The sequence below is a fragment of the Citrobacter sp. KTE30 genome (assembly GCF_000398825.1).
Taxonomy (GTDB): Bacteria; Pseudomonadota; Gammaproteobacteria; order Enterobacterales; family Enterobacteriaceae; genus Citrobacter; species Citrobacter freundii.
Window position 1 is genome coordinate 728,657 of the sequence record NZ_KB976055.1, and the last position, 26,865, is coordinate 755,521.

A 26,865-nucleotide genomic window follows, 5' to 3' on the forward strand; every position below is an offset into this window, starting at 1 on the left:
ATAAACAGACTTCTCACAACATAAAAATACTGTATACTTAAACAGTGTTGTGAGAGGTGAGTCATGCGCAAAATCATACATGTCGATATGGACTGCTTTTTCGCGGCGGTGGAAATGCGCGACAACCCCGCCTTGCGTGATATTCCCATTGCTATTGGCGGCAGTCGTGAACGTCGGGGAGTCATCAGCACGGCCAATTACCCGGCGCGCAAATTTGGTGTGCGTAGCGCAATGCCGACCGGAATGGCGTTAAAACTGTGTCCGCATCTCACGTTATTACCTGGTCGTTACGAGGCCTATAAAGAAGCCTCCCGCCAGATTCAGGCTATTTTCTCCCGCTATACCTCGCTGATAGAACCGCTTTCGCTGGATGAAGCCTATCTGGATGTGACTGACAGCACTCACTGCCATGGCTCAGCTACGCTGATCGCTCAGGAGATCCGCCAGACAATTTTTGCCGAGCTACAGTTAACCGCCTCTGCCGGAATTGCGCCGGTCAAATTTCTGGCAAAAATAGCCTCCGATCTCAACAAACCCAATGGGCAATATGTGATTACCCCTGCCGATGTTCCTGAATTTCTCAGAACATTACCGTTAGGCAAAATTCCCGGCGTTGGCAAAGTCTCTGCTGCTAAGTTGGAAGCGATGGGGTTGCGAACCTGCGAGGATGTTCAAAAATACGATCTGGCCATGTTGCTCAAACGTTTTGGTAAGTTTGGTCGCGTGTTGTGGGAACGCAGCCAGGGCATTGATGAACGCGACGTCAACAATGACAGACTGCGCAAATCAGTCGGCGTCGAGCGTACTTTGGCAGAAGATATTCATGAGTGGGCTGAATGTGAGGAGATTATTGAGCGGCTATATCCCGAACTGGAACGACGTCTGGCCAAGGTAAAACCGGATCTGTTGATCGCCCGGCAGGGAGTAAAACTCAAGTTTAATGATTTTCAGCAAACCACGCAGGAGCACGTCTGGCCGCGCTTAAGTAAAGATGACTTAATTGCGACGGCGCGCAAAACCTGGAATGAACGCCGGGGAGGGCGGGGCGTAAGGCTGGTGGGATTACACGTCACGCTGCTGGATCCACAGCTGGAAAGGCAACTACTGTTGGGGCTGTGATGTTGATGTATTGCCGGATGGCTGCGTAAAAACTATATCCGGCCTACAAATCAGCATGTAGGCCGGATAAGCACAGCGCCATCCGGCGTTTAGCGCAGACTTACTTCGCCGGAATAGACTTCAGCAGTTCAGTCAGCAGCGTCCAGTAATGGCCGACGCTTTCGATATGAACCTGTTCATCCGGGGAGTGCGGGCCGGTGATGGTTGGCCCGATGGAAACCATGTCCATATCTGGATACGGTTTCTTGAACAGACCACATTCCAGACCGGCGTGGATGATTTGGATGTTAGGCGTTTTGTTGAACAGACGCTGATAGGTTTCACGAACCAGGTGCATAACCGGAGAGTTGGCATCCGGCTGCCAGCCAGGGTATCCGCCTTTTGCCTGGGTTTTCGCGCCAGCCAGTTTACCCAGTGAATCCAGCATGCTCACCACGTAGTCTTTACCGCTGTCGATCAGAGAACGAATGAGGCAGTGAATTTCAACGTTGTCGTCAGTCATGGTTACAACGCCGACGTTCAGGGAAGTTTCTACCACGCCTTTGGCGACGTCGGAGTTGCGGATAACACCGTTCGGGGTGGCGTTCAGCAGACGCACAAAGCTGTCACGAGACTCAGCGGTCAGCGCGGCTTTGTCTTGAGTAACGGCATCCAGCAGCAGAGCCAGGTTCTTCTCTTTGGCTTCCAGTTCGTTTTTCAGGATTTCCTGATAGGTGTTGACCAGCGCTTTTAACGCATCAACTTTATCTGCAGCCACGGCCAGGGTGGCAAAGGCTTCACGCGGAATTGCGTTACGCAGCGTACCGCCGTTGAAATCAACCAGACGCAGATCCAGCTCTTCAGCGTGGCCCGCCAGGAAGCGTACCAGCAGCTTGTTCGCGTTACCGAGACCCACGTGGATTTCGCCGCCGGAGTGGCCGCCTTTCAGGCCTTTTAACGTCAGCTTAAAGCTCTGGAAGCCAGCAGGGATTGCTTCACGGGACAGCGGCAGGTTAGAGGTAAAGTCGATACCGCCTGCGCAACCCATGTAGATCTCACCTTCTTCTTCTGAGTCGGTGTTGATCAGGATATCTGCCTGCAGCCAGTTAGCCTGCAGACCAAACGCGCCATCCATACCTGCTTCTTCGGTCATGGTCAGCAGCACTTCCAGAGGACCATGTACCACGCTGTCATCAGCCAGAACGGCCAGCGCGGACGCCATACCGATACCGTTATCCGCACCCAGCGTGGTGCCACGGGCTTTTACCCATTCGCCATCAATATAAGGTTGGATAGGATCTTTGGTGAAGTCGTGCACGGTGTCGTTGTTTTTCTGCGGGACCATATCCAGGTGCGCCTGCAGAACGACCGGTTTGCGGTTTTCCATGCCTGCGGTAGCGGGTTTGCGAATCAGGATATTACCGACTTGATCGCGCTCGACGTGGAAACCTTTTTCCTGGGCCCAGCTCAGAATGTGTTCAGCGAGCTGCTCTTCATGATAGGACGGATGAGGAATAGAACAGATTTTGGCAAAAATATCCCATAGCGGTTGCGGGGATAATTGAGACAGTTCAGACACGTTGAGTCTCCTTGGCGATGTCCTACAAAACTTGCTTGCAGGCCACGGGGTTAGCAGAATTAAAAACACCACAAGTCAGGCTTGCGCGATGCGATTGAGAATACCACTTTCTCCGCTGACGGCTAGCATAAAGCATGCAAAAAGAGGCGCGGATTCCGCGAAACACTGGTTTTTAGTGCGTCAGATCTCTATAATCTCGCGCAACCTATTTCCCCCTCGAACACTTTTTAAGCCGTAGATAAACAGGCTGGGACACTTCACATGAGCGAAAAATACGTCGTCACCTGGGACATGTTGCAGATCCATGCACGTAAACTGGCAAGCCGCCTGATGCCTTCTGAACAATGGAAAGGCATTATTGCCGTTAGCCGTGGTGGTCTGGTACCGGGCGCATTGCTGGCGCGTGAATTGGGTATTCGTCATGTCGATACCGTATGCATCTCCAGCTACGATCACGACAACCAGCGCGAACTGAAAGTGCTGAAACGTGCCGAAGGCGACGGTGAAGGTTTCATCGTAATCGATGATCTGGTTGACACCGGTGGTACCGCCGTTGCGATCCGCGAAATGTATCCTAAAGCGCATTTCGTTACTATCTTCGCTAAGCCGGCAGGTCGCCCGCTGGTGAATGATTATGTTGTTGATATCCCTCAGGATACCTGGATTGAACAGCCGTGGGATATGGGCGTGGTGTTCGTCCCGCCGATCTCTGGTCGCTAATCTAAAAAGTTTTCAACGCCTGGCAACTGCCGGGCGTTGTTCTTTTTGTGCAGTGTCAGGTTACACTATGCCTTAGTGAGTACTCATGGAGGCTGCAATCATGTCACAGGCTAACCTCAGCGAAGTCCTGTTTAAACCCCGCTTCAAACACCCTGAAACGTCAACGCTGGTTCGTCGTTTTAATCACGGCGCGCAGCCGTCCGTACAATCTGCCCTGGATGGTAAAACCATTCCCCACTGGTATCGCATGGTGAATCGTCTGATGTGGATCTGGCGTGGCGTCGACCCGCGTGAAATCCTTGAGGTGCAGGCACGTATCGTGATGAGTGAAGCCGAACGTACGGATAAAGAACTCTACGATACGGTTATCGGCTATCGCGGCGGGAACTGGATCTATGAGTGGGCGAAGCAGGCGATGGACTGGCAACAGAAAGCGTCTATGGAAGAGGATCCGCAGGTGAGCGGACGCCACTGGCTGCATGCGTCTACGTTGTACAACATTGCCGCTTACCCACACCTGAAAGGCGATGAGCTGGCAGAACAGGCACAGGCTTTGGCCAATCGCGCCTATGAAGAGGCCTCGCAGCGACTGCCGGGGACATTGCGCGAGATGGAATTTGCCGTTACCGGCGGCGCACCAATCACTGGATTCCTGCATATGCCAAAAGGCGACGGTCCGTTCCCGACGGTGCTGATGTGCGGTGGCCTCGATTCCATGCAAACGGATTATTACAGTCTGTATGAGCGCTACTTTGCTCCGCGTGGCATTGCCATGCTGACGCTGGATATGCCGTCAGTTGGGTTCTCATCAAAATGGAAACTGACTCAGGATTCCAGCCTGCTGCATCAGCATGTATTAAAAGCGCTGCCTAATGTTCCCTGGGTGGATCACACTCGCGTGGCGGCCTTCGGTTTCCGCTTTGGCGCTAACGTAGCGGTACGTCTGGCATATCTGGAATCATCACGTCTGAAGGCGGTGGCCTGTCTGGGACCAGTGGTTCATGCGCTGCTTAGTGACCCGCAGCGTCAGGCGAGCGTCCCGGAAATGTATCTTGATGTACTGGCTAGCCGCCTGGGGATGCATGACGCCTCCGATGAAGCGCTGCGCGTTGAGCTTAATCGCTATTCATTAAAAGTGCAGGGCCTGCTGGGGCGACGCTGCCCGACGCCAATGCTTTCGGGGTTCTGGAAGAACGACCCATTTAGCCCGGAAGAAGAGTCACGTTTAATCACATCTTCATCTTCAGACGGTAAGCTACTGGAGATCCCCTTCAATCCGGTGTATCGCAATTTTGACAAAGGGTTGCAGGAAATAACCAGTTGGATCAATCAGAGATTGTGTTAAAAGTTTGCTAAATTTTATCGATTTGGTAAAACAGGTGCTTCACCTAAGGAGATCGTAATGACGTTACCGAGTGGGCATCCGAAAAGTAGATTGATCAAGAAATTCACCGCGCTTGGCCCGTACATCCGGGAAGGGCAGTGCGAAGATAATCGATTTTTTTTCGATTGTCTGGCTGTTTGCGTCAACGTGAAACCGGCCCCTGAGAAACGCGAGTTCTGGGGCTGGTGGATGGAACTGGAGGCGCAGGAAAAACGCTTCACGTATAGTTATCAGTTTGGTTTGTTTGATAAAGACGGTAACTGGACTGCGGTGCCGGTGAAAGAGACTGAAGTGGTAGAGCGACTGGAATACACCTTACGTGAATTCCATGAAAAATTACTTGGCTTGTTAACGACGCTGAATCTGGCGCTGGAACCTGCTGACGACTTTAAGGATGAACCGGTTAAGTTAACGGCATAATGAACAGTGAAAAGCCGGATGGCGGCGCAACCCCATCCGGCTTTTTTTATGCTATATCAAAACTGGTAGACCATACCGACGGCAACGATATTATCATCGTTGATGCCCAGCTTATTATCGCTATCGAGCTGGTTGATTTTATAATCGACAAACGCGGACATATTTTTGTTGAAATAGTACGTTGCGCCGAGATCAATATAATTCACCAGATCTTCATTGCCGACGCCTTCAATATCTTTCCCTTTAGACAGCACATAACCCAGTGACGGACGCAGACCAAAGTCAAACTGGTACTGAACTACCGCTTCGAAGTTCTGTGTTTTATTAGCAAAGCCACCGGAAATTGGCGTCATATTGCGCGTTTCAGAATAGAACGTTGCAATATAAATATCGTTAGCATCATATTTTAAGCCAGTTGCCCAGGCTTCTGCTTTATCGCCTGTACCGCGAGTTTGCAGATTCTGCTGGTTAGTACGATCGGAGTTGGTATAAGCGCCGCTCACCGCAAAGTCGCTGCCGCCAAAGTCATAGGTAACGGAAGTACCAAAACCGTCGCCGTTCTGTTTTTTCACATCGCGGTCCTGGTTTTTACCCTGATATTGCAGGGTCAGATCCAGGCCATCCACGACGCCGAAGAAGTCGGTGTTACGGTAAGTTGCCAGGCCGCTGGCACGTTTGGTCATAAAGTTATCGGTTTGTGCGGAGGAGTCGCCGCCGAATTCCGGGAACATATCGGTCCATGCTTCCACGTCATACAGCGCACCCAGGTTACGACCATAATCAAACGAGCCAAAATCTTTTAATTTCACACCGGCGAAGGCCAGACGTGTTTTTTGTTGGTTAGAATCGCTTTCAGCTTTATTGCCGGCGAATTCAGCCTCCCAACGACCATAACCGGTCAGTTGATCGTTAATTTGCGTTTCGCCTTTAAAACCTAAACGGATATAGCTTTGGTCACCATCTTTGCTGTCATAATCCGTCATGTAATGCATGGCTTTTACTTTGCCGTATAAGTCCAGCTTATTACCGTTCTTGTTATACACTTCCGCTGCCTGTACGGATGCCGACGTAACAATTCCCATCACCACTAATGCCAGAGTGCTCTTTTTCATTTTCATTCCTGATTAAAAGTACGCGCTAATATTCACTGGGTGTGATCCCCGTTAAAAGACAGGAGGGTTTTTAACGTCTGGCAATGAACGTTTTATGACAAAGTAAGAATATTTTTAAAAAAGGATGTTTTTTTGTTTCTGTAATAAATGCGTCAAAATCTGCCGCTACGCTTGCTGATCCTGCGCAATAAAATTTCATGCTTTGTGCGCTGGTTGTTGGCAACCGGGGCCAGTCCTGCTAAAACGTTCGTTTGATATCATTTTCCCCAATTTTGAATGGCAGAGAATCATGAGTGACAGCCAGACGCTGGTGGTAAAACTTGGCACCAGTGTGTTAACGGGCGGATCCCGCCGCCTGAACCGCGCCCACATCGTAGAACTGGTTCGCCAGTGCGCGCAGCTCCATGCCGCAGGGCATCGTATTGTTATTGTTACCTCAGGCGCGATTGCCGCCGGACGTGAGCATCTTGGTTACCCTGAACTCCCGGCAACGATAGCCTCGAAACAGCTGTTGGCAGCGGTAGGGCAGAGCCGACTGATTCAACTATGGGAACAGCTTTTCTCGATTTACGGTATTCATATCGGGCAGATGCTGCTGACGCGTGCGGATATGGAAGACAGAGAGCGCTTCCTCAATGCCCGTGATACCCTGCGCGCGCTGCTGGATAACAACATCGTTCCTGTCATTAATGAGAATGACGCCGTAGCGACCGCCGAGATTAAAGTGGGTGATAACGACAACCTCTCAGCGCTGGCGGCAATTCTGGCTGGAGCCGATAAGCTGCTGCTGTTGACCGATCAGCAGGGCCTGTTCACCGCCGATCCGCGCACCAATCCGCAGGCGGAGCTGATCAAAGACGTGCACGGTATTGATGATGCGCTGCGCGCCATTGCCGGAGACAGCGTCTCGGGTCTGGGAACCGGCGGGATGGGAACAAAACTGCAGGCCGCCGATGTCGCGTGCCGCGCCGGGATCGACACCATAATTGCCGCAGGCAGCAAACCGGGCGTCATTGGCGACGTGATGGAAGGCGTTTCCGTTGGGACGCGTTTTCATGCTCAGGCATCTCCACTGGAGAACCGTAAACGCTGGATCTTCGGCGCGCCGCCTGCCGGAGAAATTACCGTTGATGAGGGCGCTACCGCAGCGATTCTGGAACGCGGCAGCTCATTATTGCCAAAAGGCATTAAAAGCGTGACAGGCAACTTCTCTCGTGGTGAAGTGATCCGCATCTGCAATCTCGAAGGGCGCGATATTGCCCACGGCGTCACCCGCTATAACAGCGATGCGCTGCGCCGTATTGCCGGACATCACTCACAACAGATCGACACCATCCTGGGCTACGAATACGGCCCGGTCGCTGTCCATCGTGACGACATGATCACCCGTTAAGGAACAGGCATATGCTGGAAAAAATGGGCATTGCTGCCAAAGCCGCGTCATATAAGCTGGCGCTGCTCTCCAGTCGCGAAAAAAATCGCGTACTGGAAACCATTGCTGATGAGCTGGAAGCGCAAACCGAAAGCATCCTCAGCGCAAACGTACAAGATGTTGAGCAGGCGCGAGCCAACGGCCTGAGCGATGCGATGCTCGACCGCCTGGCCCTGACGCCAGCGCGTCTGAAAGCGATTGCTGACGATGTACGCCAGGTGTGTAATCTCGCCGACCCGGTCGGGCAGGTGATTGACGGTGGGCTGCTGGACAGCGGTCTGCGTCTGGAGCGTCGTCGCGTCCCGCTGGGCGTGATTGGCGTAATTTATGAAGCGCGCCCAAACGTCACCGTTGACGTTGCCTCCCTGTGCCTGAAAACCGGCAATGCCGCGATCCTGCGTGGTGGGAAAGAGACCTACCGGACGAACGCCGCCACCGTGGCGGTTATCCAAAAGGCGCTGGAAGCCTGCGGTTTACCCGCGGCTGCCGTACAGTCGATTGATAACCCGGACCGCGCACTGGTCGCTGAGATGCTACGGATGGATAAGTACATCGATATGCTGATCCCTCGCGGTGGCGCGGGCCTGCACAAGCTGTGTCGTGAGCAGTCGACTATCCCGGTCATCACCGGCGGCATCGGCGTATGTCATATCTATGTTGATGATACCGCGGAGATCGCCCCGGCCCTGAAGATTATCGTCAATGCCAAAACCCAGCGTCCGAGTACCTGCAACACCGTAGAAACTCTGCTGGTGCATCAGGATATCGCCGCGCGTTTTCTGCCAGCATTGAGCCAGCAGATGGCACAAAGCGGCGTAACTCTGCACGGAGACGAAATGGCGCTGGCTACATTGAAAGCAGGACCTGCTAATGTGGTTGCGGTGAAAGCTGAAGAGTATGACGACGAGTTTCTGTCGCTGGATTTGAACGTGAAAATCGTCACCAGTCTGGATGATGCCATCGCCCACATCCGCGAGCATGGTACCCAGCATTCCGATGCGATCCTGACGCGTACGCTACGCAACGCCGATCGTTTTGTGAATGAAGTCGATTCTTCCGCTGTGTACGTTAACGCTTCTACGCGTTTTACCGATGGCGGCCAGTTTGGACTGGGTGCGGAAGTGGCGGTAAGTACGCAAAAACTGCACGCGCGTGGTCCAATGGGGCTGGAAGCACTGACTACATACAAATGGGTTGGCTTCGGCGACGACACGATCCGTGCGTAATTGAAAACGGGCGATTCCATAATAGCACTCTGATTTTCAAGGCTATTAAGGCATCGCCCTGTTAATTCTAACCTTCACTCCACTGCCACATTTTTCTATCCTGCGTTTTAACATCATCAGTCTGGTTATGACCCATGCGTCCCTGTGCCAGAAAGGCGATGTATCACAGAATTTTCCCTGCCAGCATGAATTTTCCTGGTCTTAAGTTCACGTATTGTTCCCATGGCCCGATCTATTAGAATCAGTCTCATTTTTATGAGGAGTTGTTGCGTGAAATCGGATATTCACAAACATCGCATTCCTGTAGTGCCGCTCGGCAACCCGTTTCCCCCCCGCCATTGTTCGCTGTGTCCAAAGGGAGCGGCAATTGATCGTGATAATCAACACCGATTAATAGACAAAAGAAGAAGGTTTAAAGCAGGGGAGATACTCGCCCGGCAGGATGAAGCCGCAAACATGCTTTTTGTTATTCACGAGGGATACTGCAAGTCCAGCGTGGAATGCGGTGATAACGATTTTATCAGTCGCTTTTATGTTCCGGGAGATATCATGGCGCTGGATGCTGTCGAAGGGGGGAAGTACCTGACAACGATTAAGGCGGCAACGGCTGCGGAGGTATGTCATATCGATATTGCGCGGTTGTTCAAAGTAGCAGAAAAGGATCCGTCGGTTGCTGCCGCAGTCATCAAGTTTCTCTGCAGGGACAATGGATTCATTGTTGAAAAACTGCGGCGCTATGCGAATAAACATGCTGAGGCCAGGATCGCTGCTTTTCTGGTGGAGTTTTACGAGATGCATTTACGTATTGGCAGGCCAGAAACGACGCTTCACTTGCCATTCTCCCGGGAGGAAATTGCCAGTTATCTCGACCTTAAAATTGAAACCGTTAGCCGGTCATTTAAATCCCTCGAACAACAAAATTTGATTACCCTACATCGGGTGCGAACGGTAACACTTAATAGTTATTTGGGATTAAAAGGTTTCAGCTAAATCTCTCCTGTTGAGCGTTATATAACTCTTGATATTCCAGGAATATTCTTTTTATATGGAAAATTCCTGGTTTTATTTATATGAAATAATTATCAATTCGAATACTAATCCTCCAGCTTGGCGATTATTTTATAAGAATATTCCCCCTCATATGAATATTTCATGAGAATTTTCTTGTGAAGTTAAAAAATTAGCATAATTGCAACAAATAATAAGCATTATAGAGAAAATATGGAGGCGTTAATTATCTTTATGTTTTGTAAGGGTTTTGCTTAGGTGGTATTTGTATGATCTTTTTGATATTTATCAAAAACATAAAAAAGATGAATTGTTTGGTATTGCTTATTTATGTGGGTGATAATTCTGAAACAAGGCACATTTCAAGTAATTCTGTCTTAGGAGACTTCTTAGATAAAATTTTTTGTGGGAAAATTCTTAGTTTTTTGTAATTTTTGCGTTTCAGGGTTTGTTGAGATGTTACTTAATTCAAATGATAATTTTTTGGCGCGGCAATTCTGGCTCGCAATTAATGGAACCGCTGGAGTGACTTAAAAATAAGACTCGGTGGTGAGTTTGTTCTTAGGAGAAGATAAAAATGAAAAAATTATTATTAGTAACCTCTCTGGCTTCTGTATTTGTTGCAGCAAATGCAATGGCAGACGTTACTGCTTCTGCAACTGCCTCGTGGGACGCGACGGCAACAAAAGATACCACCAGTATGTTGGTTGTCACCCCGCTGAACTCTTTGACTTTCCAGTATGCTGAAGGACTGAAAGCCTTCAACTCTCAGGACGGTGCTTTTGATGTGACTATTCAGGGTCAGGAAACGGCAACTGATTTTGAGCTGACTGCTCAGATCATTAGTAACACGCTGACCAACGCCAGTGGCGATGCGTCTACCCTGAACGTAGGGGTGGCATGGAATGGCACCGCGCTGACTAACTCATCAGATACTGTCCTGGTTAACTCCAGCTCGACTTCTGGTCTTGAAAGCCTGATGGCTGATGGCGCTTATAACGGTGCTGCTCGTGTCAGCGATCAATCCAACTTCAAATTCACCATCGCGTCAGCGACTTCTGATGGTAGCCAGGCAGTAACGGATTACTCTGCTCTGCCAGACGGCTATTGGACTGGCGATGTAAAAGTACAGTTTAATGCAACCTGGACGACTCCGTCTGCCTAAGTAATAAAAATTCGGGAGAATTTTTTCTCCCGAATTTATCAGGAATGGCGTCATGAAAAAATATTTACCGGCAGTGATGTTGGTAGGGTTAGTAGCATCTTTTCCCGGATGGGCAATTAATGTGGGTGAAATCACATCGATAATGACTTCTGCTGAGAGTTCATTATCGAAAGAAATTACTAATACAACTGATGCGGCGCGTTATGTCAGTGTTTCGGTAAAACAATTGTCATCACCTTTGGCGGGGGGAGTCGAAATAAAGCCTGTCAATTCCGGAGAGTTACTTTCTACACCTGCCAATCTTATTCTTCCTGGTCAAGCAAAGGATGTTTTCCGCTTCTTTTATAAAGGACCAGCAGATGATCTCGAACGTTATTATCGTCTGCAATGGATAGATGAGCCGGTCACCGAGAGCGCGGAAACCCGGGCGAATAAAATGGCGGTAGCAACAGCGTCGGCAGAAATTGGCACTATTCTGGTGGTCGCGCCGCGAAAAGAACGTTTTGAATATAGCCGAAATGGCGATGTTATTACCAATACTGGCAATGTTTCGTTTCGTGTGATCGCCTATGGCGCCTGTAAGGATAAGGCTCGCGATCAGGGACGAGGTTGTCGCGAACGCTATTACATTATGCCAGGTACAAAAATAAAACTGCAGTTCACCGACATTAGTAATAGCCGCTCACGCATTGGTATCTGGCACGGTAAGCAGTTTATTACAGTGAAGTGATGGTCAATAGCAGCCATCTGTACGGGATAAATAAAAATACCGGATTGTAAGGATGCATATGACAACAAAATATATTGTCGGCGGTAGCATTTGTCTTTTTCTTGCGCTGACACCAGGAACTTCACATGCAGCCCCAGTAAAAGTGGGTAATTACGTTATTCCCAGCGCTTTCGCCCGTTCACTGGAGCAGGGAATGACGGTGCCGGTATATATTCGTTACAACGAGACTGACGAGAAAAGTCAGCAAAAAATTGCCGATGCGATGATTTCGCTTGTTGATGGCAATATTACAGTTAAAACCCTGACTCTTGCTGAATTGCCTAATAATGCCGTGTTATCTGGAAAAACTCGTGCGTTGGTAGAAAAAATTCGTGATGTGAAATTTCACGATAACACCAATATCGAGCTATCGGACAATGCACGCCTGCAACTCAACGTCTCTTCATTTCACCTGGAGATGATAGTCAGCAAAGATGCGTTAACTGAAGCGATTGTCGCACGCAGTAGCCTGCTTGGACCTTCCAGCGTGGAGTCTCTCTCTAACGTCCTGAACTATAACTTTGGTACCTACTACAACGATTATCATAATGGCAGCAGTACCCGCAGCTATCTGACGGTGGACAATACAACATCGCTTCGTGAGCACCATATCAATATTAACGGTTCGTTTTACGGCATCGGCGACAGCAACGGCACCAGTAAACTCTATCGTGCGATGTATGAGCGTGATTATGACGGGTATCGACTGGCGCTCGGGATGCTCGACACCTGGAACGTGCAGTCTATTGCTAGTTTGAATGCGTTGAATGGTGGGAAAATTTACGGTGTGAGCTACGGAAACAAAGGAAGTACGGTTGTTGAGAATACCGCGCTTTCACTCACGCCGATTACCGTATTTTTGCCAGCCGCTGGCGAGGTTCATGTCTTCCGTGATGGGCGTTTGCTCAGCGTGCAGAACTTTAATATGGGCAGCTATGAAATTGATACCAGTCGCTTTCCGTATGGTGTTTATGACGTCACGGTAGATATCGTGGTCAATGGCCGGACAATTAATAGTCGTATTAGCAGGGTTAATAAAATCTTTGCCCGCCAACAAGCCGCCGGGATTGATCAGCTTTCGTGGCAACTGTTTGGTGGCTCACTGGATTATGACCGTGTGAGTTACAAGCGAAATCATTATCAAGATTTGGGCAACGAGCAGACCTGGATTGCCGGGGGGGCCGCATCGGTGACGCTGGCGATATTATCGGGGCTGGGCCTGAAATCCACGCTCTACGGTTTTGACAACAATGCGGTTAATGAAACGGATGTCACGCTCAATGTGAGTGAATACGTAAGCATTGGCAATCAGACGCTAGTGGCGAACGATTCGTCATGGCGAAATATCAGTAACATCAACCTTAATGTCCCTGAGGGATACGGTTCCCTATGGGCATCTCGTGAAGACAGTAAAATTGGCGATCGTCTGCCTATACAGGAGCGTGATAATTATTCCATTGGCGGGACTCTTAACCTCGGAAAGTTTATTCCTCATGGCGGTTCGCTCACCGTGAGTCAGACGGAGAATCGCTACTCGGGAAATAAATATCGTAATCTGGACTACAGCACGACCCTTTATTCAGGCAGGTATGCCACGGTTGGGTTGCGTGCAGGTATTCAGCGTTATTACTACAACAATCGGAATGACGATGGGCGACAGGAACGTTATGTCAGTCTGGATTTATCATTGCCGTTGGCGACCTGGTTGAGCATGGGCGTCTCCCGGGATCGTTATGGCAGTACTCAGGGTAATCTCAGCGCGCGTAAGCAGTATGCTGAGGGCCCGATTAAATCGGTCGGATTGTCGGCATCAACGCGTCTGAGTGGCGAACAGTATTACGACAATAATTATTCGGTAAACGGCAATTTGAGTTATGACACGAAATATAACGCCGGCACCGTATCGGTAACGCGTTCTGCTGACAACTCCACCAATATGAACTTCTCTTCCCAGGGTTCTCTGGCGTGGGCAGGTAAAGATTTCGGCCTGAGTAAAGAGCGGCAGCGGTCCGGCATCATTGTGAAAACAGATTTGACCGGTGAAGGGAAACTGGCTGCGAAGATTAATAACCGCAATTATCTTCTCAGCGGTAAATCAAATTTCATTGCACTGCCGCCCTATGCTCAGTACAAGCTGGAAATCCTCAATGATAAAAACTCTGAGGACAGCTTCGATATTGTTTCAGGACGCAAACAGGAGCTGACGCTATATCCGGGTAACGTGGGTGTTATCAATCCTGAAGTGAAAAGCATGGTCACTGTATTCGGGCGCATTCGTTATCCCGATGGACAATTGGCTGCAAATACCGATATCCATAACCACATCGGTAAAACGCGTACGGATGAAAAGGGTGAGTTTGCTATCGATATCGATAAAAAGTATCCGGTCATCACGTTAATTTCAGCCAATGGCAGCATATGCGAAGCCGATCTTGATTTGGAAAAAGCACGCGGCGCAGCGTGGGTTGGCGATGTGAAATGTGCAACGCAAACCACGATGGCGCAGAGGTAATAAAATGAAAGTATTAATTAAATTAGCTACTGTAATCTGTGCCGTAGGGAGTTTTTCACCTGTGCCTGCTTTGGCGTTGAATGCAATCTCTTCCGGCTCAGTTAGCAATAACTATTTGTTTATCGAAAATGCCATTGATAGTGAATACTTTATTACCCCATCGGCACTTGATCCGCGTTTCAGCGGGTCAAACACGTGGATAAAATACGGTACCTCTCAGGTGAGTCTCGGGTATTTAGGTTTTGTCGGCTGGACTGCGCCTGGAAATTATTATCAGGACATGTGGATTGATAACTCCCCGATTAACGGGCCTTTCCGGGGAATCCGTTGTTATAGTGGCACCCAGTGCCCATCAACCGGGTTTATTGCCGGATTGGGCACTGACAAAAACGGTTTTTATCATGCGCAGGTCGGCTCTGTCGCAGGCGTTATTGGTGGCGCCTACGGATTCGCTTCCCTGACCGATACTGCTTATGAGTACTTTCGCAATGTGCCTACCGGTAGCAGCGAAACCTACGTGTTCAACCGCTGTTATACTTCTGTAAATTATGATTATTCTTCCGGGCAACGGTGCAAAGACCAATCGACAGGATCATGGAATTACGTCAATTACACGTTAACTAAACGCGGTCATCTGTCACTTGTCTCGACTAACGCATTTCAGGAGCTTTGGGTTGCCAGCGACGGTACGCCGAGCATCACCAAAGACTCTGGTTATTGCGAACTTGGCGTGGTAGGCGGTACTGACGGTGTGATTTGCAAAATGGTGAGTTATAACCTGCAACAAACGGCCAATCTGACCGCCTCCTTGACGTTTCGCGCTTTTGTCGATACGGCGATGCTTGGTTTTACGCCCGGAGCGGCCACCGTGAGATACTCCGGGAATGGTTCAAACTGGTATAACTATGGTACTTCAACTGCTTATTACAACGTTTTTACGACCTCCGGAGAATACATTTATATTTTTCTGTCAAAAGCATTTTTGAAGAATCTTGTCGATTCAGGGATCAGCATTACTAACAGTCAGCCCTTTACCTTCGGCTTTTATAATGGCTTAACACCAGAGTCAGGACACTACCAGTTTACCCCTTCGCTACAGCTCAATATTGTGCCGAAGGAGTATGGGATCAGTATCGTCTCTTCGGACAACACAGCTTCTGCGAGCGGTAGTGGCACGATTGGCGATGCCGCTCCTATAGAAATGGAGTACACCGTAACCGTCTCAGGTCCCCGTCAAGCAGACAGTATTACCGCGCAAGTTATTGGGGAAAGTACGACGATAAACAGTGTCCCTTACTGTCTGTTTACGTCTGCGCAAGGCGGGCTGTCCGTCCCCATTCCCGCTTTTCTGCAGTACAACAGTCAGTCGGGGGGCGTGGTGCAAAAACGAAATAGCTGCAGTGAAGCGGCAGTCAGTATGAGAGATGCGCAGTGGCAACAGACGCCCTGGGACGCAAATAACAATGACGATGGAAGCTATTATGCTACTGATTTGAAATTGCTTTTCCCAATGAATGATTCACGTTCGATGTTAACCGTTTCCGGCGCTGACTGGGAAGGTGTCGTCAGCGCCAGTGGAGAGATAAAAGTCACGGCGAATTGGGTGGGAGTGACGCCATGAACCGCCGTCGTCTGGCGCTTAGATGGGTATTTATTCTACTTTCCGGTCTGACAGCATTCTCTACACAGGCAGTCTACCTGGAGTCGACCATTTATGAGATGCCATCGGATAAAGCATTTATCAGTAAACGAATCTATAACGATAGCCAGAAACAGAATTTATACAGTATCGGCGCAGTAAAAATTGATAAGCCGGGACCGGGAGGTGAAAACAGAAGTGCTATTGCTGAAGGCGAACTTCTGTTTACTCCGCTGAATTTTTCACTGGCTCCGCAGGCGAGTGAGTTTTTTAAGATTTTCTACCGCGGGCCGCAGGATGATAAAGAACGCTATTACCGAATTCTGTTTCGTGAAATGCCGATCACGCTGTTTACCGAACGTAATCAAGGGAAAGGCGGGCAGGCTCTCCCGGTGATCGCTATGGACACCATATTGGTTGTTCGCCCGAGAAACATAAATCTGGCCTACACCATTGATGAGGCTAACGGAACACTGAAAAACACTGGGAATACTTTTTTTAAAATCATCGTACACCAAGGGTGCAATTCAACCGATGATGAAGCCACCATGCGTTATGTGTTGCCGGGTGAAACCTGGCGTAGTAGTGAGCTCAAAACAAAAAACCGAAAGTTTATCGTAGCGTTGCAGAAATACATCCCAGTAGGTCAGGGGTGCTTCAAACTCAATCAATAGTAAGCATTGAGTCTGATCCGATATGTCATGGTTAGATATCGAACCTATACTGTAACTATCTTTATACAATGCAGTATTCAGCTCAGCACAGATGAAACTTTGGTCATTTGTACTCCATGTCACGGTATTCAAGAGTCAGGCAGTATGAAAAGTATAATTAATGATCAGGTTGAGTACGATTCCACCAGAAAAAGCCTGAAACATCGCGATACTACAATAATCCTTTCGGCATCTACAGCGAGACTACTTGAGCTATTCATTGCCCATAAAAATCAACAACTCCATCGTGAGTTTATCATTGAAGAAGTATGGAAAAAGCATGGCATGGCCCCATCGGGTCATAGCCTTAATAAAAGTATCAGTATATTGCGAAAAGCATTTAGTGAGTTGGGGGCCGATAATCCCATTGAAACATTGCCCCGGCAGGGATTTTTGTTCCATGCTTCGGTCAATGATGAACAGTCATCTTTCAGTGGAGATGTACCTGTTCGTTCGGTAACAGAAACGGTGAACTCACCCGCAACACCGAAACGCAAAAATATTGTTCTGTTCATTTTATTGTTTGCCTTTCTTGGGAGCTCTGTTTTGATATTGCCAGCTCTTAATTCAGGTGCCACGAATTTTATCTATATCAGGGCAATAGGTGATTGTGAACTTTATACTGCCGATGACAATAATGCTGATAAAACGAAAGCGTTTTTATCTTCTGATATGTGGCGAAAAATAAATGCGACTTGTCATGATGGCAAGAAAACAATTGTTTTTTATGATGATAATAATTTATCGGCAGGTAATGATCTTAAAGAGAATTTTTTGGGGATCTGTACGCTGGATAAAGGAGGGGCTGCCCGTGAATGCGAAAATTATCTTTATTAGCGGGGCGATCTTTCTTGCGGTGATAACAGCATACTTTTTTTATCGCCATCAAGAACCTGAGACGCTGACCTGCTCTGCCAAGAATTACCTGCATCTGGAGGCGCAAACTCAGGGCGTAAAAATTGAAGGTGAAGTTCTGTTGGTTTTTCGTATTTCTTCCGCTACCGAAGGGCGGGTATCCCAGATAGGGAGCCTTAATATTCAGGGTAAGCACTATGCTGTAGATCGTAATGTTGTCCTGAATTTTATTGGCAAAGACCGTGACGGATATCTGCAGACTCGTCGCTTGGCTATTGTCAAAAATAAAAATGACAATGTTCCCGATGACATTACCGAACTGCTTATGTCTCAACAGGATATTTTCTATTATAAGGTCATCCGTATCGCAGGAAATGTCTATGCAATAAGAGATCTGCGACGTACGCTCATGGTTTGTCGGGCAGCATAAATCAAGGTAATGTGTTAGTATTTTGATTTTTGTGGTTGTATATTTTGTCGTTGCTTGCATTCGTGGTTTTTTGTTTTGCCTTGTAGTGAAAATGAGTAAAAGGATTTGTACTGATGAAAATTAGGAATTTTCCTTTTTTGATATTTAAAATGGATTTACCATTTAATGGGAATACGCATATGGATAATTGTGATTATAAACTCTGAAATTACGTGATATGGCTTATGGATAAAGTTAATTCACGAACCGCCTTATAATTGCTGGAGGCTGAAGGTGTTGTATATTCTCTCGTGTATATAACGAGGGACCTGCTATGCCATAAATTTAAGTTGGTGGTAACTATGAATACGAAAAAGGTTTTTCTGCTCAGTTATGATATTTTTCTTTTCTCAGGGATAAAAGCGTGGCTGCCAAATCTGGTACTGGTTGATGCGCGATCATTTATTTCTGGTACACAGTCAGTTATTCCACGATACCCGTCCTGTTTGCTGGTGATCGATAACCGGTTACCATTGCTACTGGTCAGGAAATGGTTTCAGAGAAATAGCACGCAGTTTATCAACATCAACTGTATTGTTCTTCGGATGAATGAAACTCGTTCTGTTAATCGAGGATACGAGGAGTATGCTTTCATTAATGGACGAGAATTATCTGATCAATTGATTTCTCAGCTAAGAGCCAATTTAATGGCACCCAATGAGGTTGTGGAGGTCACTAAAGGTTCGACGATTTTTAATTTTCATTTGACTGAATTTGAAGAGGAAATGTTGTATTCATCATTCACAAAAGAAAAATTGCACGACTTTTGTATTGCTAACTCACTAACAACTAAGTCAGTTTATCGATATCGGGAGCGGATAACCGCTCGTCTGGGATTTTCTCATTTTAATGAAACTATCATTTTTTTAACCAGGAATAATTTATTGCATGAAGGCTACCCGACAAGCAGTCATTCTGGTGAGAATGTAATTTATGGCGATGCATATGATGTTTCAGATTCTGGCCGACTGAGTATGGCAATAAGGAATGAAGAAATCATTCCTTATTTTCAGCCCATCGTAAATATCAATGGGGACGTTTGTGGTGTTGAGGTTTTAGCTCGGTGGCCACAGGGCCATAATTATGCGATTTCTCAGCGTGAGTTTATACCTCTGGCTGAAAAAAGTGGCTTAATGAATGAGTTAACGAGCTATTTAATGACCACCGTCGCGCGTAATCTGGTCGACGGAAGCGAGGATATTAATAAAACGCTATTCGTCTCCTTTAATGTCAGTCCATCAGGTTTAAGTAATCCTGTTTTTTATTGGGAATGCCTTAACTTTATGGAGATAACGCAAAGACTACCGATAAAATTAATGATTGAAATAACCGAAAATCAGACTCTAACTATCACTCCAGCTCTCAAAGAGCTGATACGATCGTTGCGAAACAGAGGGGTGCTGTTTGCTTTAGATGATTTTGGCACGGGATACGCTAATCTCTGCTATCTCAATGAGTTAGACCTGGATGTAATCAAAATTGATAAAACGTTCATCAAGGCTATTAAAGAAGTTGAGCAACATATCCCTATGCTCGAGTCAATCATTCATCTTTCCGGACTCCTGGGGTTACGCATGGTGGCGGAAGGCGTTGAATATGGCTATCAGCAGCAATGGTTGCGGAAAAATAATGTGGATTACCTGCAGGGTTATCAATTTTTACCGCCAGTGATGTTTGATGATTTTATGCGTTTTTACAAGCAGTCTGTAGGGCTGTTTGAATCAGCGTCGGATTCAACTTTTTCAGCGTAAACTTGTCGGGAACATCAGGGGCGGATGCCTCTGATGCCGGTTTTTTTGCCGAGGTTAGTACTACAGATCCTGCCTGTCTGGTGAAGACGATAGCCTGTTCTGAGTGAAACATTGTTTGTTTATGTGTCTTTTACAGGGTATTTATAGCGGTATCAGCGTTAATCAAACCGCTTCCGAGGTTAGTCTATAGCCATGCGTCATTTCCTGACAAAATTAAGAGTCTGGCTTCCACCACCACTCATCTTAATATTATTCCTCATCGCGGATGCGTTGACGGCGATCCCGCGTTTCACATTTGGCGCGGCGACTATTGTAATAAGTGCATTGTTGGCTAGCGCCAGTTTGGCGATGATACTGCATACCGCGTGGCAGATGCGGAAGAAACGTACGACGCTAAACCCACTGCATGCAGAGAAATCGACCACGCTTGTTACTGGCGGATGTTATGCCTGGAGCCGCAATCCAATCTATCTTGGAATGAGTGGACTCCAGTTAGCTTTTGCTCTCTACGTCGGTAGCCTGATTGGAATATTGGTTGCACCACTGTTTATGCTGGCGGTTGCCAGATTGCACATTGATTTTGAAGAGGAACAACTGCGAAAACATTTCGGGCTGGAATGGAAACACTATGAGCAGCGTGTTCGCCGCTGGTTATAGCGTTCCCTTGCTGCGTACAGGATGCCTGTGACGACACGATTCGTGCGTAATTGAATCCGGATGATGCAAAAATAGGCGTTTGATTCGCAAGGCCATTGACGCGTCGCCCGGTTAGTTTTAACCTTCTACCCCGTGCTCACATTCGTGGACATGTCCTTTTCAGGGCCGATATAGCTCAGTTGGTAGAGCAGCGCATTCGTAATGCGAAGGTCGTAGGTTCGACTCCTATTATCGGCACCATCTCAACTTCCTCAAACGTCCGTATTCATCCATAAATACCCTGATTTATAAAGATTTTACTGCTTTTTAGTCCATCATCGTCCGTAACCATCCAGTAGAATCCGATACAGAATGTGTATAGGATTGTGTATATGTTCCTGTTCGGTCTTGGATTCCTATACACATGCCTTTAAACGATATGCAGATTCGCCGCGCTAAGCCTGAAACTAAAGCCTATACACTTGGAGATGGGCAAGGGCTGTCATTGCTTATAGAACCTAATGGAAGCAAGAGCTGGCGGTTCCGCTATCGCTTTGCCGGTAAACCCAAGATGATCTCGCTTGGCGTTTACCCAACGATTACCCTTGCCGATGCTCGTTCCCGTCGTGAGGAAGCTCGAAAACTTGTGGCAGAAGGAAAGAACCCTAGTGAGGTTCGAAAAGAGCAAAAGCTGGCTCTGCAAACTGAGTCTGAAAGCGCCTTCGAAAAGATAGCCAAAGAATGGCATCAAATGAAATCTGCCAAATGGTCGGTGGGATATGCATCAGACATCATGGAAGCGTTTAAGAACGATATTTTTCCTTATGTCGGAACAAGGCCAGTGGGAGAGATTAAACCGTTAGAGCTGCTGAACGTTCTGCGTAAAATTGAGAAACGTGGTGCGTTGGAGAAAATGCGCAAAGTGCGGCAGCGATGTTCAGAAGTTTTTCGCTACGCAATTGCAACGGGTAGGGCGGAGTACAATCCTGCGGCGGATCTCTCCAGCGCTCTCGAAGTACATCAATCCAATCATTTCCCGTTCTTAAAAGCTGATGAGATACCTGATTTTCTACGAGCCTTAGAGGGTTACACCGGGAGTAAGCTTGTCCAGATAGCTACGAAATTACTGATGATTACGGGTGTGAGAACCATTGAATTACGAGCAGCCTTATGGTCAGAATTTGATCTAGATAACGCTATTTGGGAAATTCCCGCTGAAAGGATGAAAATGCGCAGATCACATCTTGTGCCATTGTCTGTTCAGGCGTTAGATTTACTCAATGAACTCAAGATCATGACAGGGAACTATCGTTATGTTTTTCCGGGGCGGAACGATCCGAACAAGCCTATGAGTGAGGCGAGTATTAATCAGGTTATCAAGCGTATTGGTTATGGCGGGAAAGTCACTGGTCATGGTTTTCGACATTCCTTATCCACTATCCTACATGAAAAAGGATATGATTCGGCTTGGATAGAAATACAACTTGCTCATATAGATAAGAATAATATCAGAGGCACATATAACCACGCTCAATATATTGATAAACGTCGGGGTATGATGCAATGGTATTCAAATTACATATTGGTTAAAGGATAATTATGGACAATCCACGCAGTGCTATAGGAGCAATCAAAGGTTATTTCTATCAGTTTGATAAAACTATTCTTGAATTATTGAAACGCTCCGATGAAGATGTCATTTGTATTGAGGGGGTTGAAGATATTGATCTTAAAACTGCCGATGACAATACAGCTATACAATGTAAATATTATGAGAGTACAGAATATAATTCATCTGTCATAGCGCCACCTATTCGCTTAATGTTAAAGGATTTCGCAGAGAGAGTTTTTAACAATAGAGAGTCGTATAAATATACATTGTATGGATATTATTCTAAAGGGCATGATAAACTAACCCTTCCATTGACAGTTGAGTATTTGAAAGATAATTTTTTGATATATCATGAATATGAAAAAAAAGATAATGATAAAAAAGGTGATGAAAAAAGGATAAAGAAAAGAATTGAAGTTCATACGGACTTAGGTCTTACAGATCAGCACCTATCAGATTTTATCAATTTATTGACTATTGATATACACGCGCCTTCCTATGATGAGCAAATAAAAGATGTATTAGATGCCATTAAAATTATTTATTCATGCTCTGTATTTGAGGCTGAATTTTATTATTATAACAACGCAATTTCACTCATAAAAAAATATTCCACATTGAAAGGTGAGGAAAACAGAAGGATCTTACCTTTAGAGTTTAGAAATCGGATAGATAATAAGAGTATTTTATTCGATATATGGTTCTCAATATTCAAGTCAGAAGCTATTTATTGTAAGGAGTTAAGAGAGAAATATTTTCCATCGGTAATGAATACTAGTAATTTTGATCGTATTTTTATTATTGAGAATAACGGCTACAAAATTAATGAGGTAGTTGAGTTAATAGTTGTTATTTTAAATAGATGGTCTGCTATCAGTATAAAAATAAAAGAAGGGGATAGATTTTGCCCATATATTTATATTCATGGGATGTCTTCCTCTGATTTATTAGAGTTGAAGTTAGCATTAAGGGCGTCAGGATATCCACCGATGGATGGATATGATTTTCATGGAGCAATTTTTAATTGTGAATCATTAATGAGAGATGTTAATGATATCTCATTTTATAAACTTAGATTTATAAATGATATAAATGTTATAGATGATATTTTATCAAGGTCAACTAGAAGAAAAGAAATCTATCAATTCTATATAAATGAACCTATTTATGATTATGAGAGCAAGCGAGATAAGGTTGTTAAAATACAGGTTAAATCATTGGAAATGTGCAAGAGGATATTAAAATGACTGAACATGATTTGAATGATATTAATGCTGAGGTTATATCTGTTTATCCAAATAATATTAAAATTCTTGTGACCGATCTTAATGATTTTAAAGATGGCCAAAATTTAAAAGTTGGTTCATATATCAAGGTTCCATCTGATGATGGGACCATGATGCTTATTGGCATTATTGAAAACTTCTCGATTGAAGCTAAAGAAAGTGGTGAGAGGAAGTATCTTATACAAGCTAACCCATTAGGTATCATCAAAAATGGGAAGTTTGAGCGTGGTGGTGATTCAATTGCATTACCTCCTAAAGAGGCAGCGCCAGCAACATATGATGATATTAGAAGTATTTACAAAGATTCTGTAGAAAAAAATAAGCAATTTGAGTTTTGCTCTCTTTCATATAACGACAATATTAGAATTCCATTAGATGGTAACAAGTTTTTTAATAAACATATTGCCATAATAGGATCGACAGGTTCTGGTAAATCGCATACTGTCTCTAAAGTAATACAAACGGCTATAAATGGCAAAAGTGGAGATTTTAGTTTAAATAACTCGCATATTATTATTTTTGATATTCACTCTGAGTATCGCTCAGCATTTCCTGATGCTAATTTTTTAGATGTCAATAATTTATGTTTGCCCTATTGGTTGCTAAACAGTGAGGAATTAGAAGAGATTCTGTTAGATACCGGTGAAAGAGATAACTATAATCAGTCGTCGGTATTTAGAATGTTGGTAACTGCAAATAAGAGAAAACACAATCCATCTTTATCGAAAGTTTTTTATGACAGCCCTGTGTTTTTTGATATAGATGAAGTTGAAAATGCTTTAAAAAACCTGCGAGATGAGACCAAAAATTCAAAAGCAAATGATAGATATATGATCATTGGTGAGTCTGGTGAAGCAGATAAAAAGGGGGATAGTTCCACAACCCAAGATTGTGGTTGCCAACTTAATGACGCTGATCGTATTGATAAATATTTTGAGAAAAAATTTAATTTCTACAACACTAAAAACTCGAATATAACAAAAGGGTTTTATGCTGATGGGACTTTAGATAAATTTATTTCTCGATTCTCAGAAAAAATCAATCAGGATAGGTTATCATTTCTTTTCTCTGAGAAATCTAGAAATAATAAATTTGAAGATGTTATCAGGAGTTTGTTAGGAGTAAAAACAACACCGGGTGATAACAGGAACGTGACTATCATAGATTTAAGTGGAATACCTTTTGAGGTTTTGAGTATTACGGTTTCTTTAATATCTAGGCTGATTTTTGAATATGGTTATGTCTATAAAAAAATGAAAGAGGCCAATGGTGAAAATACTGATTTTCCCATTCTTTTAGTTTATGAAGAGGCTCATAAATACGTTCCAAATAGTGAGCTTGTTAGATATAGATCTTCTAAGAAGTCAATTGAACGTATTGCTAAGGAAGGCCGGAAATATGGGGTTACCTTACTTCTTGCCAGCCAAAGGCCATCCGAAATATCTGAGACCATATTCTCTCAATGTAATAATTTTATAGCGATGAGGTTAACTAACCCTGTAGATCAAAATTATGTCAAGAGACTGCTCCCTGATACACTTGGAGCTATCATTGATACTTTACCTTCCCTTAAGGCTGGTGAAGCTTTAATTATTGGGGAGTCAATTGTTTTGCCTTCCATAGTTTCTATTGATCTATGTCCAGAGGATAAGCAACCATCTTCAAATGACATAAGATATTGGGAAGTTTGGAAACAGCAATGGCATAATGTAGATTTTTCAGGTGTCAAAGACCATTGGCTTAAATAACTTCAAAATTTGTTAATTAGGGGTTCTCTAAATACCTTTTGTCTACTTGCCGCTTCCGAGCGGCTTTTTCTTTGCCTTCATCAGGCTGCCTCAGAAGCCCTTCAAGCCCTCGAACATAGCTCCACCACTCACCGACACTCTCTTGAAGCCGCGCGACGCAGTGACGCGCTCAGGCCGTAAATTAAATACACATGTTAATGTTGGCGCGCAATGCTCTCCCCGCCACGCCTGCCCGCTTCCCGGGGCGCTTTTAATGCAGGTGCATGAAGGGGCTCAGGCCGCGCCAGTGCTGGTGCGGCGGGGTGTGGAAAATTCAGAGCTTTGCATGCAAAGCCATGCAGCGTAGGCATGCATGGCTATTTTTATTAAAAAGACGGGTATTTTCGGGGCGTTTTATGCGGATTTTTTGCGGGTCTGCGCGGCCTGTCTGCGCATGAAAATCTGACTCTGTTCAGGCGTATATTTTGCCCGGTTGTCGTCTCTCGATGCTCTGTCAGGCCGGAAACCTATGGTTGTCAGAATGTCACGATCTTCCTCTGCATAATCAATATTTCCTCCGCGGGTTACATGAACGGACAGCGCTTCGCGAACACTGGCGGCCGCCCGGTCGAGAGCCCGTTCTCTGACAATGTCAGGTTGTTCGCTGAGATGCAGTAATTCCGGTGCCAGTGCAGCGGCCAGCGCGTCGCCGCTTACCTGCATAAAAGCGTGGAGCTGACGCCGGATACTGATACGCTGCACGGCCTCATGTGACCGGATGTACTGCCCGGCCGACTGATTTACCGCCCATTTTTTCAGGTCAATATCATCCCGCAGCGCCTGTGTTTCCTCCGGTTCATAACGGGTGCAGGTCAGCTCCAGCTCCTTCAGCGCCATTTCAGCCCGCGCCAGTGCTGACTTGCTGCTCATCCAGTCCGATTTATTCTTCTGACAGGTTTCAAAGGCCTGTTCCAGTAGTGCTCGTGCCATTGTCTTTTCTCCTGAATCAGTGGCGCAGCGATGAGCGGGCGCAGTCCAGAATTCGGGGCGGTGTTTCTGGTACTGTCTGCGGCGGTTCGGGCTTTTCTTCTGCCGGTGGCCGTATCACCTCGTCGATAGACTCGGTGGTGCGAAAGGTTGCGGAGCAAAAGACATTCACGCACTGGAGGTAGCTCTGTTTGACGTTATCCGACAGGTAACGACTGGTACGGACATGGGCAGCCTGTTTGCAGTACGGGCAGCGCATCATGGCTTAACCCCCTGTGATTTTTTCTTCTGTGCCAGCTCTTTAGCCCGCGCCATTCTGAGAACAGGGCTTTTAAAGAGCTTCATGTCCACGCCGGTGAGTGCCGGACGGTGAAGCCCAATTTTTGAAATTACCGGCTCCTGCGCCATGTTGAATGTGTAGTACCTGCTTTGCGCCAGTACATTCTCCCCCAGTTCCTGAATGAGAATGTTGTGAGGGTGTTCTTCTCCTTTCATTTCGAGTTCACGCAGACGTAACGCAAATGCGCGCACCAGTGAGGGAGGGATGTCTTTCATCACGGTCGCCCACTCATTCCGGGAGTAGGCAGAGAACACCGTAAAATGCGTGCCGACGTACTTATCTCCTGATGTACAGGCGGCCAGCATGGTACTGGCTTTATCATCGTTGAGCTCATCAATCAGGGCGGTGAATTCCTCCGCCAGCTCCCGACCGGCCACTCGCTGACTGTGTTCGGCTTTCAGTTCCGGGGTCATCATGCCGCGCAG

At 46.3% G+C, this 26,865-nt stretch carries 23 protein-coding genes, 1 tRNA gene and 1 pseudogene; 20 read left to right on the forward strand and 5 right to left on the reverse strand.

Annotation, left to right across the window (positions count from 1 at the left end):
• Window positions 1-63 precede the first annotated feature (63 nt).
• Window positions 64-1,119: a DNA polymerase IV gene (gene dinB / locus WC1_RS19295; RefSeq protein ID WP_016149619.1), complete on the forward strand. Its 1,056-nt coding sequence runs from the start codon at window positions 64-66 to the stop codon at window positions 1,117-1,119.
• A 100-nt stretch (window positions 1,120-1,219) separates the two neighbouring features.
• Here dinB and pepD read toward each other — a convergent pair whose 3' ends face one another.
• Window positions 1,220-2,677 (reverse strand): cytosol nonspecific dipeptidase, encoded by a 1,458-nt coding sequence (gene pepD, locus WC1_RS19290; RefSeq protein WP_003031381.1) that lies wholly within the window; start codon window positions 2,675-2,677, stop codon window positions 1,220-1,222.
• A 261-nt stretch (window positions 2,678-2,938) separates the two neighbouring features.
• Here pepD and gpt point away from each other — a divergent pair, with 261 nt between their 5' ends.
• From gpt to crl, 3 genes are all read left to right on the forward strand, one after another.
• Window positions 2,939-3,397 (forward strand): xanthine phosphoribosyltransferase, encoded by a 459-nt coding sequence (gene gpt, locus WC1_RS19285; protein ID WP_003031380.1) that lies wholly within the window; start codon window positions 2,939-2,941, stop codon window positions 3,395-3,397.
• Between the two features lie 100 nt (window positions 3,398-3,497).
• Window positions 3,498-4,742, forward strand: a complete 1,245-nt coding sequence (gene frsA / locus WC1_RS19280; RefSeq protein ID WP_016149620.1) for an esterase FrsA — start codon at window positions 3,498-3,500, stop codon at window positions 4,740-4,742.
• A 57-nt stretch (window positions 4,743-4,799) separates the two neighbouring features.
• On the forward strand, window positions 4,800-5,201 hold the full coding sequence (gene crl, locus WC1_RS19275; RefSeq protein WP_003031376.1) for a sigma factor-binding protein Crl: 402 nt from the start codon (window positions 4,800-4,802) through the stop codon (window positions 5,199-5,201).
• A gap of 56 nt (window positions 5,202-5,257) precedes the next feature.
• Here crl and phoE read toward each other — a convergent pair whose 3' ends face one another.
• Window positions 5,258-6,313: a phosphoporin PhoE gene (gene phoE, locus WC1_RS19270; protein ID WP_003843783.1), complete on the reverse strand. Its 1,056-nt coding sequence runs from the start codon at window positions 6,311-6,313 to the stop codon at window positions 5,258-5,260.
• A 289-nt stretch (window positions 6,314-6,602) separates the two neighbouring features.
• Here phoE and proB point away from each other — a divergent pair, with 289 nt between their 5' ends.
• From proB to herA, 16 genes are all read left to right on the forward strand, one after another.
• Window positions 6,603-7,706 (forward strand): glutamate 5-kinase, encoded by a 1,104-nt coding sequence (proB, locus tag WC1_RS19265; protein ID WP_003031373.1) that lies wholly within the window; start codon window positions 6,603-6,605, stop codon window positions 7,704-7,706.
• Window positions 7,707-7,717: 11 nt separating this feature from the next.
• Window positions 7,718-8,971: a glutamate-5-semialdehyde dehydrogenase gene (gene proA / locus WC1_RS19260; RefSeq protein WP_003031370.1), complete on the forward strand. Its 1,254-nt coding sequence runs from the start codon at window positions 7,718-7,720 to the stop codon at window positions 8,969-8,971.
• Between the two features lie 270 nt (window positions 8,972-9,241).
• On the forward strand, window positions 9,242-9,961 hold the full coding sequence (locus tag WC1_RS19255; RefSeq protein WP_016149621.1) for a Crp/Fnr family transcriptional regulator: 720 nt from the start codon (window positions 9,242-9,244) through the stop codon (window positions 9,959-9,961).
• A gap of 595 nt (window positions 9,962-10,556) precedes the next feature.
• Window positions 10,557-11,144, forward strand: a complete 588-nt coding sequence (locus WC1_RS19250; RefSeq protein ID WP_003031365.1) for a common pilus major fimbrillin subunit EcpA — start codon at window positions 10,557-10,559, stop codon at window positions 11,142-11,144.
• A 52-nt stretch (window positions 11,145-11,196) separates the two neighbouring features.
• Window positions 11,197-11,874, forward strand: a complete 678-nt coding sequence (locus WC1_RS19245) for an EcpB family pilus assembly chaperone (RefSeq protein ID WP_003031363.1) — start codon at window positions 11,197-11,199, stop codon at window positions 11,872-11,874.
• Between the two features lie 58 nt (window positions 11,875-11,932).
• A complete protein-coding gene (locus tag WC1_RS19240) occupies window positions 11,933-14,425 on the forward strand; it encodes a CS1-pili formation C-terminal domain-containing protein (protein ID WP_016149622.1) in 2,493 nt (830 codons plus the stop codon).
• A 4-nt stretch (window positions 14,426-14,429) separates the two neighbouring features.
• A complete protein-coding gene (locus WC1_RS19235) occupies window positions 14,430-16,046 on the forward strand; it encodes a hypothetical protein (RefSeq protein WP_008324500.1) in 1,617 nt (538 codons plus the stop codon).
• Entirely contained in the window at window positions 16,043-16,738 is a 696-nt protein-coding gene (locus WC1_RS19230) for a fimbrial biogenesis chaperone (protein ID WP_003031358.1), read from the forward strand. Before WC1_RS19235 ends, WC1_RS19230 begins: the two co-directional genes overlap by 4 nt.
• A gap of 144 nt (window positions 16,739-16,882) precedes the next feature.
• Window positions 16,883-17,614 (forward strand): winged helix-turn-helix domain-containing protein, encoded by a 732-nt coding sequence (locus WC1_RS19225; RefSeq protein ID WP_016149623.1) that lies wholly within the window; start codon window positions 16,883-16,885, stop codon window positions 17,612-17,614.
• Window positions 17,589-18,062 (forward strand): hypothetical protein, encoded by a 474-nt coding sequence (locus tag WC1_RS19220; protein WP_003838775.1) that lies wholly within the window; start codon window positions 17,589-17,591, stop codon window positions 18,060-18,062. The genes WC1_RS19225 and WC1_RS19220 overlap by 26 nt, the downstream gene beginning before the upstream one ends.
• Before the next feature lie 341 nt (window positions 18,063-18,403).
• On the forward strand, window positions 18,404-19,852 hold the full coding sequence (locus WC1_RS19215) for an EAL domain-containing protein (protein ID WP_016149624.1): 1,449 nt from the start codon (window positions 18,404-18,406) through the stop codon (window positions 19,850-19,852).
• A 192-nt stretch (window positions 19,853-20,044) separates the two neighbouring features.
• Window positions 20,045-20,509, forward strand: coding sequence for a methyltransferase family protein (locus WC1_RS19210; RefSeq protein ID WP_003843778.1), 465 nt, complete (start codon window positions 20,045-20,047; stop codon window positions 20,507-20,509).
• 164 nt (window positions 20,510-20,673) lie between these two features.
• Window positions 20,674-20,749: transfer RNA gene (locus WC1_RS19205), tRNA-Thr, on the forward strand.
• Between the two features lie 163 nt (window positions 20,750-20,912).
• Window positions 20,913-22,085 carry a tyrosine-type recombinase/integrase gene (locus tag WC1_RS19200; RefSeq protein ID WP_016149625.1) on the forward strand — a complete coding sequence of 391 codons (1,173 nt, stop codon included), beginning with the start codon at window positions 20,913-20,915 and terminating at the stop codon, window positions 22,083-22,085.
• Window positions 22,086-22,087: 2 nt separating this feature from the next.
• A complete protein-coding gene (locus WC1_RS19195) occupies window positions 22,088-23,347 on the forward strand; it encodes a DUF4297 family anti-phage-associated protein (protein ID WP_016149626.1) in 1,260 nt (419 codons plus the stop codon).
• The gene (herA, locus tag WC1_RS19190) at window positions 23,344-25,134 is read left to right on the forward strand and encodes an anti-phage-associated helicase HerA (protein ID WP_016149627.1); all 1,791 of its coding nucleotides are present in this window, start codon (window positions 23,344-23,346) and stop codon (window positions 25,132-25,134) included. Before WC1_RS19195 ends, herA begins: the two co-directional genes overlap by 4 nt.
• A gap of 393 nt (window positions 25,135-25,527) precedes the next feature.
• Here the strand turns inward: herA and WC1_RS19185 are convergent, their stop codons facing one another.
• From WC1_RS19185 to WC1_RS19175, 3 genes and pseudogenes are all read right to left on the reverse strand, one after another.
• The gene (locus WC1_RS19185) at window positions 25,528-26,103 is read right to left on the reverse strand and encodes a phage polarity suppression protein (RefSeq protein ID WP_016149628.1); all 576 of its coding nucleotides are present in this window, start codon (window positions 26,101-26,103) and stop codon (window positions 25,528-25,530) included.
• 16 nt (window positions 26,104-26,119) lie between these two features.
• Window positions 26,120-26,362 carry an ogr/Delta-like zinc finger family protein gene (locus tag WC1_RS19180; RefSeq protein ID WP_000984214.1) on the reverse strand — a complete coding sequence of 81 codons (243 nt, stop codon included), beginning with the start codon at window positions 26,360-26,362 and terminating at the stop codon, window positions 26,120-26,122.
• A pseudogene (locus tag WC1_RS19175) lies at window positions 26,359-26,865 on the reverse strand (capsid protein); the annotation flags it as partial. The gene WC1_RS19180 and the pseudogene WC1_RS19175, both read right to left, overlap by 4 nt.